Origin of the sequence: Streptomyces sp. (genome assembly GCF_036566765.1) — a bacterium.
Classification (GTDB): Bacteria; Actinomycetota; Actinomycetes; order Streptomycetales; family Streptomycetaceae; genus Streptomyces.
Window position 1 is genome coordinate 1 of the sequence record NZ_DATCVQ010000376.1, and the last position, 15,368, is coordinate 15,368.

Consider the following 15,368-nt stretch of genomic DNA (forward strand, 5'->3'; position numbering starts at 1 on the left):
AAGCGGCCTCTTGGGGGGCTGGTGCTCGGCGGGGCCGGGGTTGCCGCTGCGCGGGAGTGGCATCGGGACGGTGGGGCGCCCGTGGCCGTGGGGATGACTGCCGCTTACCTCGGGGCCTTCGGGGCCGCTCATCCGCTCGCCAAGAAGATCGGGGCCTGGCCTGCCGTGCTCGGGCTTGCCGCCGGTGTCGCCGCCGCCTCCGCCGTCGTCACCCGCTGCTCGCGCTGAGCGCCGACCAACCCGCCGGCCGGCCTCGCGCTGAACGCCCGCCCCTTCACGCACGTACTGCCCAGCACCTCCCCTCACGCGCTGGGCGGCCCGAGCCCGTGGCGTCAGCCGCCCAGTGCGTGGCTCACGGTGTAGATCAGCAGGCCCGCCAGCGCGCCGACCACCGTGCCGTTGATGCGGATGAACTGGAGGTCGCGGCCGATGTTCGCCTCGATCTTCTTCGACGTCTGGGCCGCGTCCCAGCTCGCTACCGTGTCCGTGATCAGGGACGTGATCTCGGCGCGGTACGTCGTCACCACGTAGGCCGCCGCGTCCTCCAGCCAGCCTTCGACCTTCGACTGCAGGCGGCCGTCCGTCGTCAGGCGGGTGCCGAGGGAGATCAGGGAGGCGCGGGCGCGTAGGCGGAGTTCGCTGCGGTCGTCCTCGGCTGCGGCCAGCATCATCGAGCGGACTGCCGCCCACGCCGACGCGATGATGTCCTGGACCTCCGGTCTCGCCAGCATGTCCGACTTCAGGCGCTCCACGCGTGCCCGCGTGTCCGTGTCCGCCTGGAGGTCGGCTGCGAAGTCCGTCAGGAAGCGGTCGATCGCGCCGCGCGCCGGGTGCCCGGGCATGTCCCGCATCTCCGTGACGAAGCGGACCAGTTCCTTGTAGACGCGTTCGCCCACCTTTCTGTCCACGAATCTCGGCGTCCAGCCCGGCGCCCCGCCCTGCACCGCGTCCATCACCGAGTCCCCGTGGAACACCAGCCAGTCGTGGGCCCGCGCGCAGATCAGGTCGACGGCCCGCCGGTGCGCCCCGTCCGCGACGATCTTCTCCAGGGTCTTGCCTATCCCCGGCGCGATCTCCGCCGCGTCCGCCCGTCGCGTGATCGCCTCCCCCACCACCGCCTGCACGTCCGAGTCCCGCAGCACCGTCAGCGCGGCGCGCAGCGCCGTCGCCAGCTCCGCCGTCAGCCGGTCCGCGTGCGCCGGGTCCGCCAGCCAGGCGCCCAGCCGGCCGCCGATGCCCAGCGACCGCAGCCGGTCCCGTACCACCTCCGGGGACAGGAAGTTCTCGCCGACGAACGCGCCCAGCGTCGCGCCCAGCTGGTCCTTCTTCGTCGGGATGATCGCCGTGTGCGGGATCGGCAGCCCCAACGGCCGCTTGAACAGCGCCGTCACCGCGAACCAGTCCGCCAGCGCGCCGACCATCCCGGCCTCCGCCGCCGCCGCGACATAGTCCGCCCACGGGCCCCAGCCCTCGTTCCTCCCCCAGGTCGCCAGCGCGAAGATCACCGCCACCAGCAGAAGCAGGCCCGTCGCCGTGGCCTTCATCCGCCGCACGCCGCGGCTCTTCTCCTCGTCCGCCGCCGTGTACGAGAACGCCGCCAGCGGCCGGCGCGCGGGAAGGGGAGGCGCCTCCTCCATGTCCGTGCGATTCATGCCGTCCACCCGTCCCCGTGCCGTTCCCGTACCCGTACGTGCCGTTCCCGTACGAATGTCCCTACCTCACAGACTCCGACTCCGCCTCCCGAGTTCCCCGCGCGTCAACTCCGTACATCTTCGCGATCACCGTCTCGATGTCCGGTTCCCGCACCGACAGGTCCACCAGCGGGTACGCCTCCGCCACCGCCGCCACGACCGGCGCCGCCGACGCGGACGCCGGGAACGCCAGCCACTGCCGCGCCCCCTCCGCCCGTACGAACCGGGCCCCTGCGACCTCGATCGGCGCAAGCTCACGCTCCAGGTCCACCACCAGCGTCCGCTCGCTCTCCCCCGCCTCGTGCAGTCCGGCGAGCCCGCCGTCGTACATCAGCCGGCCGTGGTCGATCACCATCACCCGCCGGCACAGCTGCTCGATGTCGGTCAGGTCGTGGGTGGTGAGCAGGACCGTCGTGCCCCGCTCCACGTTCAGGTCCCGCAGGAACTGCCGCACCCGCGTCTTCGACACGACGTCGAGCCCGATCGTCGGCTCGTCCAGGTACAGCACCTCCGGGTCGTGCAGCAACGCCGCCGCGATGTCGCCGCGCATCCGCTGACCGAGTGACAGCTGCCGCACCGGCACGTCGAGCAGCGCGCCGAGTTCCAGCAGCTCCACGCACCGCTCCAGGTTCTCCGCGAACCGCCGGTCCGGGACCCGGTACATCCGGTGCACCAGCCGGTACGAGTCGATCAGCGGCAGGTCCCACCACAGCGTCGTGCGCTGCCCGAACACCACCCCGATCCGCCGCGCCAGCCGCGTCCGCTCCCGCGCCGGGTCGATGCCGGCGACCCGCAGCCGGCCCCCGGTCGGGGTGAGGATGCCGGTCAGCATCTTGATCGTGGTGGACTTCCCCGCGCCGTTCGGGCCGATGTACCCGACCATCTCACCGCGCGACACCGTGAAACTGATCCCGTCCACCGCCCTGACCTGCCGCTTCTCGCGGCGGAGCAGGCCCTTCCCCTTGCGCCGTACGTCGAAGACCTTCTGCACGTCGTCCAACACGATCAGGTCGTCGCCCACCTTCAACCCCTCAGCTTCCCGTGCTCCGGTACGAACGCAGCCCCGCCCGCCACGCCACGCCCGCCACCGCGCAGCACCCCGCCGCCACCAGCGGCGACAGGAATCCCGCCCAGGCCGGCGCGCCCCCCGGGCTCGGCCGGCCCAGCACGTACAGCGCGGGCAGCCAGTTCACGAACGCCAGCGGGACGACGTACACGACGCCCCGCACCAGCTCCTTCGCGAAGATCGTCGGCGGGTAGCCGAGCAGCGTGTTGCCGCCGTACGTGAACGCGTTGGTGACCTCCGACGCGTCCTGCGCCCAGAACATCAGCGACGCGCCGAGCACCATCAGCGCGGAGAAGATCACCGCGCCGGACACCACCATCACCGGTACGAGGAGCGCTTTCGGCGCCGTCCACGCCACGTCGATCAGCGCGAGCCCCCAGACCAGCACGAACAGGCCCTGCGCCACCCGGCCGAGGCGGCGCAGCGCGAACCGGTCCGCGGCGATCTGCGCCAGCACCGGCGCCGGGCGCACCAGCAGCGTGTCGAGCGTGCCGTCCCGCACCCGGCCGCCCATCCGCTGCAGCGAGCCCATCACCAGGTCCGCGAGTCCGAAGGAGGTACCGGCCGCGCCGTACAGGAACGCCACCTCGCCGAACGAGAACCCGCCCAGGCCGTCCACCTGACCGAACATCAGCAGGATGACGACGAAGTCGAAGAAGGTCACGGCGAAGGAGGCGGCGAGCGTCATCGCGAAGGAGGAGCGGTACGCCATCGTCGACCGGATCCACATCCCGGCGACCATCCGGTACGTCCGCCAGGCCTCCCCGACCCGACTCCGATACGTCCGCCGGCCCTCCCCGACCCGACCCCGGTACGTCCGCCAGGCCTCCCGCAGCCCCCACCGGCCCCGCGGGCCCTGCGGGCCCAGGTCACCCACCCTGCACCACCACCTTCCGCGTCGCCGCCGACTGCACCAGCCGGCCCGCCGCGAGCAGCGCCACCGCCCAGCCCGCCTGGAACGCGTACGCCCGCAGCACGCCCCAGCCCTGGTACTTCTCCAGATACACGTCCGCCGGGACCTGAAGCAGCGACGCCCACGGCAGCGCCTGCGCGACCTCGCCCAGGGAGCCCGGGAACACGTTCAGCGGCAGCAGCATCCCGGAGAAGAACAGGCCCGTCAGCCACGCCACCTGGGCCACGCCCGTGCCGTCCATCAGCCAGAACGCGGTCAGCGCGACCAGGTACCAGATCCCGAAGCTCACGCTCGCGCCGAGCACCACCGACACCAGGAACGCGGGCCAGGTCACCGCCCGTTCGGGCAGCGCGATGTCGAACGCCAGCGCGCCGACGGCCATCGGGCCCACCGCGCGGGCCAGGAACTGGAACGAGGCCCGCCCCAGGTTGGCCGCGAACCACCAGGCCTGGAGGTCGGCCGGCCGGTACAGGTCGACGGCGATGTCGCCGCTCCGGATCCGCTCGATGATCTCGTCCTCGAAGCCGCCGCCCATCAGCCCGCAGACGGTGATCAACCCCTGGCCGATCCACACGTACGCGAGCGCGTCGGCCATGTCGTAGCCGCCCAGGTGCGGGCGCTCGTCCCACAGGGCCATATAGGTGTACGCCAGGATGAAGCCGAAGACGGTGTTGGTGAACAGTCCCGCGAAGGTGGCCGTCCGGTACGTGGCATAGCGCCGGAACCCACCCGCGGCGACCAGCGCGTACAGCCGAACCACGCCCCCGCCCCTCTCCCCTGCGTCCCTGCGCCGCCAAAGCGCACGACCTTAGCTGCCTCGGAGTGGCCTCGCGACCCCATTTCGAGCCGGATTCACGGCTTGCGCCCGAAAGGCGTGCAATATGTGGGCATGCGCGACCAGGAGTCACAGCTGACCGGCTGGGAACCCCGGGACCGAACGGTTCCCGCCCACGCCCCCGCCCCCTCCCCAACCCCCACCCCCCGCCCGAAGAAGAAGGCACGACGACGCCTCCTCCCCTCCTGGCGCGCGCTGCTCGGCGCGTTCCTGCTCGCCGCGCTGCTGCTCCTGGGCGGCTTCGCCGCCGGCTACCTGCTCGTCGACATCCCCGCCGCCAACGCGACCGCCACCGCGCAGTCCAACGTCTACCTGTACGCGGACGGCAGCCAGCTCGCCCGGGACGGCGAGGTCAACCGGGAGAACGTCCGCCTCCACCGGATCCCCGCCGCCCTCCGGCACGCCGTCCTCGCCGCCGAGGACCGCGACTTCCACTCCGAACGCGCCGTCGACCCCCAGGCCATGCTCCGCGCCGCCTGGAACACCGTCACCGGCAAGGGCAAGCAGTCCGGCTCCACGATCACCCAGCAGTACGTCAAGAACTACTACCTGGGCCAGGAACGGACCGTCACCCGAAAGGTGAAGGAGTTCTTCATCGCGATCAAGCTCGACCGCGAGAAGAGCAAGGCGGAGATCTTCGAGGGCTACCTGAACACCAGTTATTTCGGCCGCAACGCGTACGGCGTGCAGGCCGCCGCCCGCGCCTACTACGGCCAGGACGTCGAGACCCTCGACACCGCGCAGAGCGCCTACCTCGCCACGCTCCTCAACGCCCCCAGCGTGTACGACGTCGCCACCCACCCCGAGAACCGGCCGCAGGCGCTCGCCCGCTGGCACTACGTCCTCGACGGCATGGTCGACGAGAAGTGGCTGAGCCGCGCCGAACGGGCCACGATGCGCTTCCCCGCCCCCCACAAGGCCAGGCCCGCGACCGGCCTGTCCGGGCAGCGCGGCTACCTCGTCCAGGCCGTCGAGGACTACCTCACCGACCACAAGATCCTCGACGAGAACACCCTCGCCGCCGGCGGCTACCGGATCACCACCACCCTGGAGAAGAAGAAGCAGGACGCCTTCGTCCGGGCCGTCGACGACCAGGTCGTCTCCCGGCTCGACCGGGACGCCAACGAGACCGACCGCAACGTCCGCGTCGGCGGCGTCGCCGTGGTCCCCGGCACGGGGCGGGTCGTCGCGATGTACGGCGGCGTCGACTACACGAAGCAGTACGTCAACAACGCCACCCGCCGCGACTACCAGGTCGGTTCGACCTTCAAACCGATCGTCTTCGCGGCCGCCGTGCAGCACGCCGCGCGCACCCAGGACGGCCGGCCCATCACCCCGAACGCGTACTACGACGGCAGCGACCGCCGCCCCGTGCAGGGCTGGAGCGGCCCCGCGTACGCCCCCGAGAACGAGGACGGCGGCTCGTACGGCCACATCAGCGTCCGCGAGGCCACCGACAGGTCCGTGAACTCGGTGTACGCGCAGATGGCCGTCGACGTCGGCCCCGCGAAGGTCCGCCGGACCGCCGTCGCTCTCGGGCTGCCCCAGACCACCCCCGACCTCACCGCCTCCCCCTCCATCGCGCTCGGCCCCGCCACCGCGAGCGTCCTCGACATGGCCGAGGCGTACGCCACCCTCGCCAACCACGGCGAGCACGGCACGTACACGCTGGTCACCTCCATCAGCAAGGACGGCCAGGAGCTCGAACTGCCCGCCGCCCCGCGCCGCCGGGCCGTCGCCCGCGAGGCCGCTGACACGACCACCGCGATGCTGCGCGGCGTCGTCGAGGGCGGCACCGGCACCGCGGCGCTCGCCGCCGGACGGCCTGCGGCCGGCAAGACGGGGACGGCGGAGGACGACAAGGCCGCCTGGTTCGCGGGCTACACACCCGACCTGGCGACGGTCGTCGCGATGATGGGCCAGGACCCGGACACGGGCGCGCAGAAGCCGCTGTACGGGGCGATGGGGCTGCCGCGGATCAACGGCGGCGGGGCGCCCGCCGAGATCTGGGCGCAGTTCACCCGCGAGGCCCTGGAGGGCACGGAGGTACGGGACTTCGACCTGCGCCTGGCCGCGGGCGCGGAGGACCTGGCACCGTTCCAGGACGGTTTGCAGGACCCGTTCGGGCAGGGCGACAGGCCGGGACAGGGGCAGGGACAGGGGCAGCAGGACCGGCCGTCGGACCAGGACCAGCAGGAACTCCTCGGCCCGCAGTCCCCGCCGGGCGGCCGCCACGAGCCGGCAACCCCGCCGCGGCAGGGACAGGGGCAGGGACAGACGCCCGGGCAGGTACCGGGAACAGGACCGCGATCGAGCTTCGGAACCGGACCGGGGCAGGGGCCGGACGGCCCGGCAGGCGGAGGCTCAGGCTCCACCCGCCCGGACGCCGCGCCGCCCGCACCGCCCGGCCCGCCGCCGCCCGCGCCTAATGGCCCGATGTCGCCTTGAGGCCGACCACGGCCACCAGCAGCAGACAGACGAAGAAGATCCGGGCGGCCGTCGCCGGCTCGCCCAGCACCACCATGCCCAGGACCGCCGCACCGGCCGCGCCGATGCCGACCCACACGCCGTACGCGGTGCCGATGGGCAGGGTCTTGGCGGCCTGCGAGAGCAGCAGCATGGAGGCGACGATCCCGGCGCCGGTGAAGACGCTCGGCCACAGACGCGTGAAACCGTCGGTGTACTTCATGCCGATGGACCAGCCGACCTCGAGGAGACCGGCGACGATGAGAAGAACCCAGGCCATGACGACGCATACCTTCCGCGAGACGGATCAACGGATCGAACCGGTGCGTCGTCTTTGCGTGTGACCCGGTACGGCGCGTCTCGTCGGGTGCCTCCACGGTAACAAAACGAAGGCAGAAAGGCCTGGTGACCATGGTCACCAGGCCTTCAACTGAGATATCGGCTATCGGCTATCGGCCATCCGTTATCGGCTACAGATACAGCCCGGTCGAGTCCTTCGTGCCCTCGAACCGGTCGGCGGCGACCGCGTGCAGATCGCGCTCACGCATCAGCACGTACGCGATGCCGCGGACCTCGACCTCGGCGCGATCCTCGGGGTCGTACAGCACCCGGTCGCCGGTCTCGACGGTCCGCACGTTCTGGCCGACCGCGACGACCTCCGCCCAGGCCAGCCTGCGGCCGACCGCCGCGGTCGCCGGAATCAGGATGCCGCCGCCCGAGCGCCGCTCCCCCTCGGGGGAGTCGGTCCGGACCAGCACCCGGTCGTGGAGCATCCGGATGGGCAGCTTGTCGTGCGTGTTCTCGCTCACGCGTCGAACCTACACGTCTGGCGCGTCATGCTCCGGACAGTCCTCTCGGCTCAGCCCCTGCGCCTACGGGAGGAGAGCGCGAGGAGCCCGACGACGCCGACGACGGCCAGCGCGACCGGCACCACGCGCTCCAGGCGCGGGGCGCCGTCCTCGTGGGTGAGCTTCGCCTTGGCGCCGTCGACGCAGCGGTGCACCGCGTCGTACGCCCGGCCGGCGGTCTGGTCGACCGTCGAGACGACCCTGGCCTTGGCATCGCCGATGATCGTCTTCGGGTGCACCCGAATGCCGATCTCGTCGAGAGTGACGGCGAGCTGCTCGCGCCGGCGGACGATGTCCGCCTCGATCTGCGCAGGGGTCCTGGCGTTCGACACCGCGCTGCCTCCGTAGTCGTAATCGGTCGTAGACGGACAGTCTGTCAGCTTCGCGGCCCGAGGGTTGTCTCAGACCCCCATTAGGCTCTTCTTGTGTACGCGTACATCCTTTGAGGAGAGTCATGAGCGAGCGACTGCAGCCCGGCGACACCGCCCCCGCCTTCACCCTGCCCGACGCGGACGGCAACGAGGTCTCGCTCGCGGAGCACAAGGGCCGCAAGGTCATCGTCTACTTCTACCCGGCGGCGCTCACCCCGGGTTGCACCAAGCAGGCGTGCGACTTCACCGACAACCTCGACCTGCTCGCGGGCGCGGGCTACGACGTGATCGGCGTGTCCCCCGACAAGCCCGAGAAGCTGGCGAAGTTCCGCGACAAGGAGTCCCTGAAGGTCACCCTGGTCGGCGACCCGGACAAGAAGGTCCTGGAGGCGTACGGCGCCTTCGGCGAGAAGAAGCTCTACGGCAAGGTCGTGACGGGCGTCATCCGCTCGACGATCGTCGTCGACGAGGAGGGCAAGGTCGAGCGCGCCCTCTACAACGTGAGGGCCACCGGCCACGTAGCCAAGATCATCAAGGACCTGGGCATCTGACATGCGGCCGACGACCACCGCGAGAACCTGCGGCCGCTGTGCCCCAACTGCCATGCGGCCACCGCTACGTGGCACCGGGGCGGCGCCCGGTACGATGGCAGGCGGTTGAGCGGCGGTGGCGCAACGGCTGACGCAGCAGACTTAGGATCTGTGGCCCCTGATCGGGCTTGAGGGTTCGAATCCCTTCCGCCGCACGGTAACGGCCTGTGAATCGAAGGATCGATCGCAGGCCGTTCGCGTACGCACCCTCAGCCCACCAGCTCCCGCACCACCGGCACCAGCGCCCGGAACGCCTTCCCCCGGTGGCTGATCGCGTTCTTCTGGTCCGGCGTCAGCTCCGCGCAGGTGACCTCGTAGCCCTGTGGCTGGAGGATCGGGTCGTAGCCGAAGCCGTTGGCGCCGACCGGGGCGTGGCGCAGGACGCCCGGCATGCGGCCCTCCACCACGCGCTCCGTGCCGTCCGGGAGGGCCAGGGCTGCGGCGCAGGCGAAGTGGGCGGCGCGGTGGGTGTCGTCGATGTCGGCGAGTTGGGCCAGGAGCAGGCTCAGGTTGGCCTTGTCATCGCCGTGCGTGCCGGCCCAGCGGGCGGAGAAGATGCCGGGCGCGCCGTTCAGGACGTCGACGCACAGGCCGGAGTCGTCGGCGATGGCGGGCAGGCCGGTGGCCTTGGCGAGGGCGTGGGCCTTGAGCAGGGCGTTCTCGGCGAAGGTGACGCCGGTTTCCTTGACGTCGGGGACGTCAGGGTACGCGTCCGCGCCGACGAGCTCGTGGTCGAGGCCGGCGTCGGCGAGGATCGCGTGGAGTTCGGTGATCTTGCCCGCGTTGCGGGTGGCGAGAACGAGACGGGTCATGCCCCGATTATCCCGGCGGCGCGCCCCGCTCAGCCAGGCCCTAGCCCGGCGTGCAGACCTTGCCGATCTCGGTGGCCGCGTCGGTGATGGGCTTGATGTCCGGGGTGGCGTCGCCGTTCTTCACGGCGGTGCGGACGGTCTCGACGCCCTTGGTGAGGTCGTCGACGGCCTTGGACAGGTCCGCGTTGTCCGTCGTGTTCTTGAGGTTGCCCATCTCGGTGTTGATGTCGTTCAGGGCCTCCTCGATCTGCGTCGGGTCGTTGGAGGCGGTGGAGACGGCCTGCTGGAGCTTGTCCACGGAGGTGGCGATCGCGTCTGCGGTCTTGACGCAGTCCATCGCCTTGTCGAGTGCGCCGCAGCCGACGAGACCGGTGAGTACGGCTGCCGTGGCGACGGCGAGTGCTATGGAACGGTGGCGCTTCAAGACGGGTCCTCCCGAACCTTGTACGACTGGACGGGGCGCGCGGCTTCGAACCGCGCGCCCCGTATCCGGAGAGACGCAGGCGCGTCTCAGAGAGTTCCTTCGAGGGCCTTGCGCTGGATCTCGGCGAGTTCGGCGCAGCCGCCGGAGGCCAGGTCCAGGAGGGCGTTGAGCTCCTTGCGGTCGAAGGGCTCGGCCTCGGCGGTGCCCTGGACCTCGACGAAGCGGCCGTCGCCGGTGCAGACGACGTTCATGTCGGTCTCGGCGCGGACGTCCTCCTCGTAGCAGAGGTCGAGCAGCGGGGTGCCGTCGACGATGCCGACGGAGACGGCGCCGACGGTGCCGATGAGCGGCTTGCGGCCGGCCTTGACCAGTTTCTTGTTCTGGGCCCAGGCAACGGCGTCGGCGAGGGCGACGTACGCGCCGGTGATGGCGGCGGTGCGGGTGCCGCCGTCGGCCTGGAGGACGTCGCAGTCGAGGACGACGGTGTTCTCGCCGAGGGCCTTGTAGTCGATGACGGCGCGCAGGGAGCGGCCGATGAGGCGGGAGATCTCGTGGGTGCGGCCGCCGATCTTGCCGCGGACGGACTCGCGGTCGCCGCGGGTGTTGGTGGAGCGGGGCAGCATCGAGTACTCGGCGGTGACCCAGCCCTCGCCGCTTCCCTTGCGCCAGCGGGGGACGCCTTCGGTGACGGAGGCGGTGCAGAAGACCTTGGTGTCGCCGAAGGAGACGAGGACGGAGCCCTCGGCGTGCTTGCTCCAGCCGCGTTCGATGGTGACCGGGCGGAGCTGTTCGGGCGTGCGGCCGTCGATTCGAGACATGCCACGAGCGTAGCCGCATGCGCGAGGGGCCCGTTCCCCTGCCGGAACGGGCCCCTGTGTGCGGTGGAGTCTGCGGGTCGGCTGCTCATCGTGTCGTCGCGTCTTCGATGTCAGCTGCTCACGCGACGTCTCACATCATGTCTTCGATGTCCGCGGCGATCGGGTCCGCGTCGGTGCCGATGACGACCTGGATGGCGGTGCCCATCTTGACGACGCCGTGGGCGCCGGCGGCCTTCAGGGCGGCCTCGTCGACCTTGCTGGGGTCCACGACCTCGGTGCGCAGCCGGGTGATGCAGCCTTCGACCTCTTCGATGTTCTCGATGCCGCCGAGGCCGGCGACGATCTTCTCAGCCTTGCTGGCCATGCGTTTCTCCCTGTCCGTTCTGCGCACCGACGGTCCGCTTTGTCACGGTAACCCACGGTTGGCCCAACTGTGCGAGCGGGTGCCGTCGCTCTGCCGAATGATGACGATCACCGGAAGGCCGTCCCGGCGGGTTTCGGGAGCCTACCGCAACTGGTCTACACCAGTCTCCCAGGGAGGACGTCGATGAGCAGCGACAGCGCGCCCGCACCGGCGAGGAAGTCCTGGCGGAGCGGGCTCTTCCAGGGACTGCAGAAGATGGGACGCAGTCTGCAGCTGCCCATCGCCGTCCTGCCCGCGGCCGGCATCCTCAACCGGCTCGGCCAGCCCGACGTCTTCGGCGCCGACGGCCTGGGGTGGGACAACGTCGCCAGGGTGATGGCGGGGGCCGGCGGCGCGCTGCTCGACGGCAACCTCGGACTGCCCCTGCTGTTCTGCATCGGTGTCGCGATCGGCATGGCCAAGAAGGCGGACGGCTCGACCGCGCTCGCGGCCACGGTCGGCTTCCTCGTCTACTTCAACGTGCTGCGCCAGTTCCCCGAGGACTGCCCGCAGGGCACGGCGGACGTCAACGGCGGCTGCCTTGCGCCGGAGCAGGCCTTCAGCGGGTACACGTACCAGAACCCGGGTGTGTTCGGCGGCATCGTCATCGGTCTGCTCGCGGCCTGGTTCTGGCAGCGCTACCACCGGGTGAAGCTGGTCGACTGGCTGGGCTTCTTCAACGGCCGCCGGCTGGTCCCGATCATCATGACGTTCGTGGCGATCGCCTTCGCCTCGCTCTGCCTGTGGGTCTGGCCGCCGATCGGCGACGGGCTGGAGAACTTCAGCGACTGGCTGGTCGGGCTCGGCTCGTGGGGTGCGGGCATCTTCGGCGTCGCGAACCGCGCGCTGCTGGTCATCGGCCTGCACCAGTTCCTGAACGTGCCCATCTGGTTCCAGTTCGGCACGTACGAGAAGCCGGACGGCACGGTGGTCCACGGCGACATCCCGATGTTCCTGGCGGGCGACCCGAACGCCGGCCAGTTCCTGACCGGCTTCTTCCCGATCATGATGTTCGCGCTGCCGGCGGCGGCCCTGGCGATCACACACTGCGCCAAGCCGCATCGCCGCAAGCAGGTCGGCGGCATGATGCTCTCGGTGGCGCTGACCTCGTTGGTCACCGGCATCACCGAGCCGATCGAGTACTCGTTCCTCTTCATCGCGCCGGTGCTGTACGCGATCCACGCGGTGCTCACCGGCGTCTCGATGGCGGTCACCTGGGCGCTGGGCGTCAAGGACGGCTTCAGCTTCTCGGCCGGCCTGATCGACTACGTGATCAACTGGAATCTCGCCACCAAACCGTGGCTGATCATTCCCATCGGCCTCGGCTTCGCGGCGGTCTACTACGTGATCTTCCGGATCGCGATCACCGCGTTCAATCTCCCCACTCCGGGCCGCGAGCCCGAAGAAGTGGAGGAGGAAATGGATCGGGACGCCACCAAGGCATGATCGGCAGGGGCTTCCGCCCCTCTTTCGAAGACGCGTAAAGGCCCTCGGACCGCACGGTCCGGGGGCCTTCGTGATGCCCGTCCGTCATCGGACGGGCACACAGAATTCGCAGGTTCCTTATCTAAGTCTCACGTGCTAAAACTGGTCTACACCTCTCAATGGTGTAGACCACGCGGTCCAGACCACCGCGTGCCACGAGACGCCGCCGTCACCCCCTTTCCCTGTCCTCTGGCGGCGCCTTGCCTACTGGAGGAACTTGATGAGTACGGCTACCGCCCAGGCCGCCGCTCCCGCGAAGAAGCGGGGCTCCGGTCTGTTCCAGGGCCTGCAGAAGGTCGGTCGCAGCCTGCAGCTGCCGATCGCCGTGCTGCCGGCCGCGGGTATTCTGCTCCGTCTCGGCCAGGCCGACGTGTTCGGCAAGGACGGCCTCGGATGGGACAAGGTCGCGTCCGTGTTCGCCACGGCCGGCGGCGCTGTCTTCGACAACCTGCCCCTGCTGTTCTGCATAGGCGTGGCCATCGGCTTCGCCAAGAAGGCGGACGGCTCCACGGCGCTCGCCGCGCTGGTCGGTTTCCTGGTCTACAGCAATGTGCTGAAGGCCTTCCCCGTCACCGACGCCGTGATCAACACGACCGCCAACAAGGGTGTCGACGTCGCCGCGACGTACAACAACCCGGGCGTCCTCGGCGGCATTCTGATGGGCCTGATCTCCGCCGTCATCTGGCAGAAGTACCACCGCACCAAGCTGGTCGACTGGCTGGGCTTCTTCAACGGCCGCCGGCTCGTCCCGATCATCATGGCCTTCGTCGGCACCCTGGTCGGCGTGCTGTTCGGCGTCCTGTGGGAGCCGATCGGCGAGGCCATCTCCAGCTTCGGCGAGTGGATGACGGGCCTCGGCGCCGTCGGCGCGGGCCTGTTCGGTCTGATCAACCGCGCGCTGATCCCGGTCGGCATGCACCAGTTCGTGAACACCGTCTCCTGGTTCCAGATCGGCGACTTCACCAACGCCGCCGGCGAGGTCGTGCACGGCGACCTGAACCGGTTCTTCGCCGGTGACGCGAGCGCCGGACTCTTCATGTCGGGCTTCTTCCCGATCATGATGTTCGGCCTCCCGGCCGCCGCGCTCGCCATCGCGCACGCCGCCCGCCCGGAACGCCGCAAGGCCGTGATGGGCATGATGCTCTCGCTCGCGCTGACCTCGTTCGTCACCGGCATCACCGAGCCGATCGAGTTCACCTTCATGTTCATCGCCCCGGTGCTGTACGTGATCCACGCCGTCCTCACCGCCGTCTCGATGGCCGTGACCTGGGCGTTCGGCGTCCACGCGGGCTTCACGTTCTCGGCCGGCGCGATCGACTACCTGCTGAACTGGAACCTCGCCACCAAGCCCTGGATGATCATCCCGATCGGTTTGGTCTTCGCGGCGATCTACTACGTGGTCTTCCGCTTCGCGATCGCCAAGTTCAACCTCCCCACCCCGGGCCGCGAGTCCGACGAGGAGATCGAGGACCTCACCAAGGCGTGAGCCTCCCCCGCACAGCGGAAGGCCCCGGAACCTGGACAGGTTCCGGGGCCTTCCCCGTACGCGTACGTCCTCAGATCTCGTACACCGCGCCCGCCCGGGCCAGTTCCACCGGGCCGTCGTACGCCGCACGCGCGTCGGCCAGGTTCTGCTCGCCGTCCGTCCACGGCGGGATGTGCGTCAGCACCATCCGTCCCGCGCCCGCGCCGGACGCCGCGACTCCGGCCTCCAGGCCGTTGAGGTGCAGGTCCGGGATGTCCTCCTTGCCGTGCGTGAACGACGCCTCGCACAGGAAGAGATCGGCCCCGGCGGCCAGTTCGTCCAGCGCCCCGCAGACGCCCGTGTCGCCGGAGTACGTCAGCGTCTTCCCGCCGTGCTCGATCCGGATGCCGTACGCCTCCACCGGGTGGCGCACCCGCTCGGTGCGCACCTGGAACGGGCCGATCTCGAAGGACGCGGACTTCAGCGTGCGGAAGTCGAAGACCTCGCTCATCGCGCCGGGGACCGGGATGTCCGCGTACGCGGTGGTCAGCCGCTGCTCCGCGCCCTCGGGGGCGTAGACCGGCAGCGCGTCGCAGCGGCCGCCCTCGTGGCGGTAGTAGCGCGCGACGAAGTACACGCACATGTCGATGCAGTGGTCGGCGTGCAGGTGGCTGAGGAAGACGGCGTCGAGGTCGTACAGACCGATGTGGCGCTGCAGCTCGCCCAGGGCGCCGTTGCCCATGTCGAGGAGCAGCCGGAAGCCGTCGGCCTCGACGAGGTAGCTCGAGCAGGCCGATTCCGCGGAGGGAAACGACCCTGAGCAGCCGACGACGGTGAGCTTCATGTAGCGGGAACCTCCGTGGACGGGCGTCCGGGGACGGGTGCGGGGATGTCGCTGAGGGGGAGGTCGTGCGGTCTGTCGAGCGTACGGCGATGCAGGGCTCGTCGCTCCTTCGCAGTGGCCCGTTGTGGGCGAACTCACGGGCTCTGTCACCGGTTCGGATGGACGGCGGGGCGGCACGGCGGAGGCGGCCGGGCGCCGGTACCGTCTTGAGGTATGGACACGTCGTGGTGGCCTGCGCTCGTCGCGGTCGTGGTGATCGCGCTGGTCGTCGCGCTCGCGGACGGGTGGGGGCGGTGGCGCCGCCGGCCGGGGGGACGGCCGGAGCGGGCGGGCCGGG

The 15,368-nt window shown here is 70.4% G+C and carries 17 protein-coding genes, 1 tRNA gene and 1 riboswitch; of the genes, 6 read left to right on the top strand and 12 right to left on the bottom strand.

Going from position 1 to position 15,368, the window contains the following annotated elements; genetic code table 11:
* Positions 1 to 228, top strand: a 228-nt coding sequence (locus tag VIU94_RS22020; RefSeq protein WP_331913574.1) for a hypothetical protein, incomplete at its 5' end; no start/stop codon positions are given.
* A gap of 104 nt (positions 229 to 332) precedes the next feature.
* Here the strand turns inward: VIU94_RS22020 and VIU94_RS22025 are convergent.
* The 4 genes from VIU94_RS22025 to VIU94_RS22040 form a co-directional block, all read right to left on the bottom strand.
* On the bottom strand, positions 333 to 1,652 hold the full coding sequence (locus VIU94_RS22025) for a DUF445 domain-containing protein (protein ID WP_331913575.1): 1,320 nt from the start codon (positions 1,650 to 1,652) through the stop codon (positions 333 to 335).
* 61 nt (positions 1,653 to 1,713) lie between these two features.
* Positions 1,714 to 2,718 (bottom strand): ABC transporter ATP-binding protein, encoded by a 1,005-nt coding sequence (locus VIU94_RS22030; protein ID WP_414720985.1) that lies wholly within the window; start codon positions 2,716 to 2,718, stop codon positions 1,714 to 1,716.
* Between the two features lie 4 nt (positions 2,719 to 2,722).
* Entirely contained in the window at positions 2,723 to 3,634 is a 912-nt protein-coding gene (locus VIU94_RS22035) for an ABC transporter permease (protein WP_414720986.1), read from the bottom strand.
* Entirely contained in the window at positions 3,627 to 4,430 is an 804-nt protein-coding gene (locus tag VIU94_RS22040; protein WP_331913577.1) for an ABC transporter permease, read from the bottom strand. Before VIU94_RS22040 ends, VIU94_RS22035 begins: the two co-directional genes overlap by 8 nt.
* A gap of 129 nt (positions 4,431 to 4,559) precedes the next feature.
* On the opposite strand from VIU94_RS22040, the gene VIU94_RS22045 reads away from it, so the two are divergent.
* Complete coding sequence (locus VIU94_RS22045; RefSeq protein ID WP_331913578.1) at positions 4,560 to 6,953, top strand: transglycosylase domain-containing protein; 2,394 nt, start codon at positions 4,560 to 4,562, stop codon at positions 6,951 to 6,953.
* Here VIU94_RS22045 and VIU94_RS22050 read toward each other — a convergent pair.
* From VIU94_RS22050 to VIU94_RS22060, 3 genes are all read right to left on the bottom strand, one after another.
* On the bottom strand, positions 6,931 to 7,251 hold the full coding sequence (locus VIU94_RS22050; protein ID WP_189805276.1) for a DMT family transporter: 321 nt from the start codon (positions 7,249 to 7,251) through the stop codon (positions 6,931 to 6,933). The two genes, VIU94_RS22045 and VIU94_RS22050, sit on opposite strands and share 23 nt — an antisense overlap.
* A gap of 42 nt (positions 7,252 to 7,293) precedes the next feature.
* Positions 7,294 to 7,359: riboswitch (guanidine-III (ykkC-III) riboswitch) on the bottom strand.
* An 82-nt stretch (positions 7,360 to 7,441) separates the two neighbouring features.
* Positions 7,442 to 7,780: a GroES family chaperonin gene (locus VIU94_RS22055; protein ID WP_331913579.1), complete on the bottom strand. Its 339-nt coding sequence runs from the start codon at positions 7,778 to 7,780 to the stop codon at positions 7,442 to 7,444.
* A 50-nt stretch (positions 7,781 to 7,830) separates the two neighbouring features.
* Positions 7,831 to 8,151 (bottom strand): DUF3618 domain-containing protein, encoded by a 321-nt coding sequence (locus VIU94_RS22060; protein WP_331913580.1) that lies wholly within the window; start codon positions 8,149 to 8,151, stop codon positions 7,831 to 7,833.
* A gap of 122 nt (positions 8,152 to 8,273) precedes the next feature.
* Between VIU94_RS22060 and bcp the strand changes: the two genes are divergently transcribed.
* Complete coding sequence (bcp, locus tag VIU94_RS22065; protein ID WP_331913581.1) at positions 8,274 to 8,741, top strand: thioredoxin-dependent thiol peroxidase; 468 nt, start codon at positions 8,274 to 8,276, stop codon at positions 8,739 to 8,741.
* A gap of 109 nt (positions 8,742 to 8,850) precedes the next feature.
* Positions 8,851 to 8,935, top strand: a tRNA-Leu gene (locus VIU94_RS22075).
* A 54-nt stretch (positions 8,936 to 8,989) separates the two neighbouring features.
* On the opposite strand, the gene rdgB is transcribed toward VIU94_RS22075, so the two are convergent.
* The 4 genes from rdgB to VIU94_RS22095 all read right to left on the bottom strand — a co-directional run bounded on the left by rdgB (position 8,990) and on the right by VIU94_RS22095 (position 11,198).
* A complete protein-coding gene (rdgB, locus tag VIU94_RS22080) occupies positions 8,990 to 9,592 on the bottom strand; it encodes an RdgB/HAM1 family non-canonical purine NTP pyrophosphatase (protein ID WP_331913582.1) in 603 nt (200 codons plus the stop codon).
* 40 nt (positions 9,593 to 9,632) lie between these two features.
* A complete protein-coding gene (locus VIU94_RS22085; RefSeq protein WP_331913583.1) occupies positions 9,633 to 10,016 on the bottom strand; it encodes a hypothetical protein in 384 nt (127 codons plus the stop codon).
* An 86-nt stretch (positions 10,017 to 10,102) separates the two neighbouring features.
* On the bottom strand, positions 10,103 to 10,834 hold the full coding sequence (rph, locus tag VIU94_RS22090; RefSeq protein ID WP_331913584.1) for a ribonuclease PH: 732 nt from the start codon (positions 10,832 to 10,834) through the stop codon (positions 10,103 to 10,105).
* Between the two features lie 130 nt (positions 10,835 to 10,964).
* Positions 10,965 to 11,198 carry a PTS sugar transporter subunit IIB gene (locus tag VIU94_RS22095; RefSeq protein ID WP_018105617.1) on the bottom strand — a complete coding sequence of 78 codons (234 nt, stop codon included), beginning with the start codon at positions 11,196 to 11,198 and terminating at the stop codon, positions 10,965 to 10,967.
* A gap of 183 nt (positions 11,199 to 11,381) precedes the next feature.
* Here VIU94_RS22095 and VIU94_RS22100 point away from each other — a divergent pair, with 183 nt between their 5' ends.
* Positions 11,382 to 12,683 (top strand): PTS transporter subunit EIIC, encoded by a 1,302-nt coding sequence (locus VIU94_RS22100; protein ID WP_331913585.1) that lies wholly within the window; start codon positions 11,382 to 11,384, stop codon positions 12,681 to 12,683.
* Positions 12,684 to 12,942: 259 nt separating this feature from the next.
* Complete coding sequence (locus tag VIU94_RS22105; RefSeq protein WP_331913586.1) at positions 12,943 to 14,208, top strand: PTS transporter subunit EIIC; 1,266 nt, start codon at positions 12,943 to 12,945, stop codon at positions 14,206 to 14,208.
* 70 nt (positions 14,209 to 14,278) lie between these two features.
* Here the strand turns inward: VIU94_RS22105 and VIU94_RS22110 are convergent, their stop codons facing one another.
* Entirely contained in the window at positions 14,279 to 15,031 is a 753-nt protein-coding gene (locus VIU94_RS22110; RefSeq protein ID WP_331913587.1) for an MBL fold metallo-hydrolase, read from the bottom strand.
* Positions 15,032 to 15,368 lie beyond the last annotated feature (337 nt).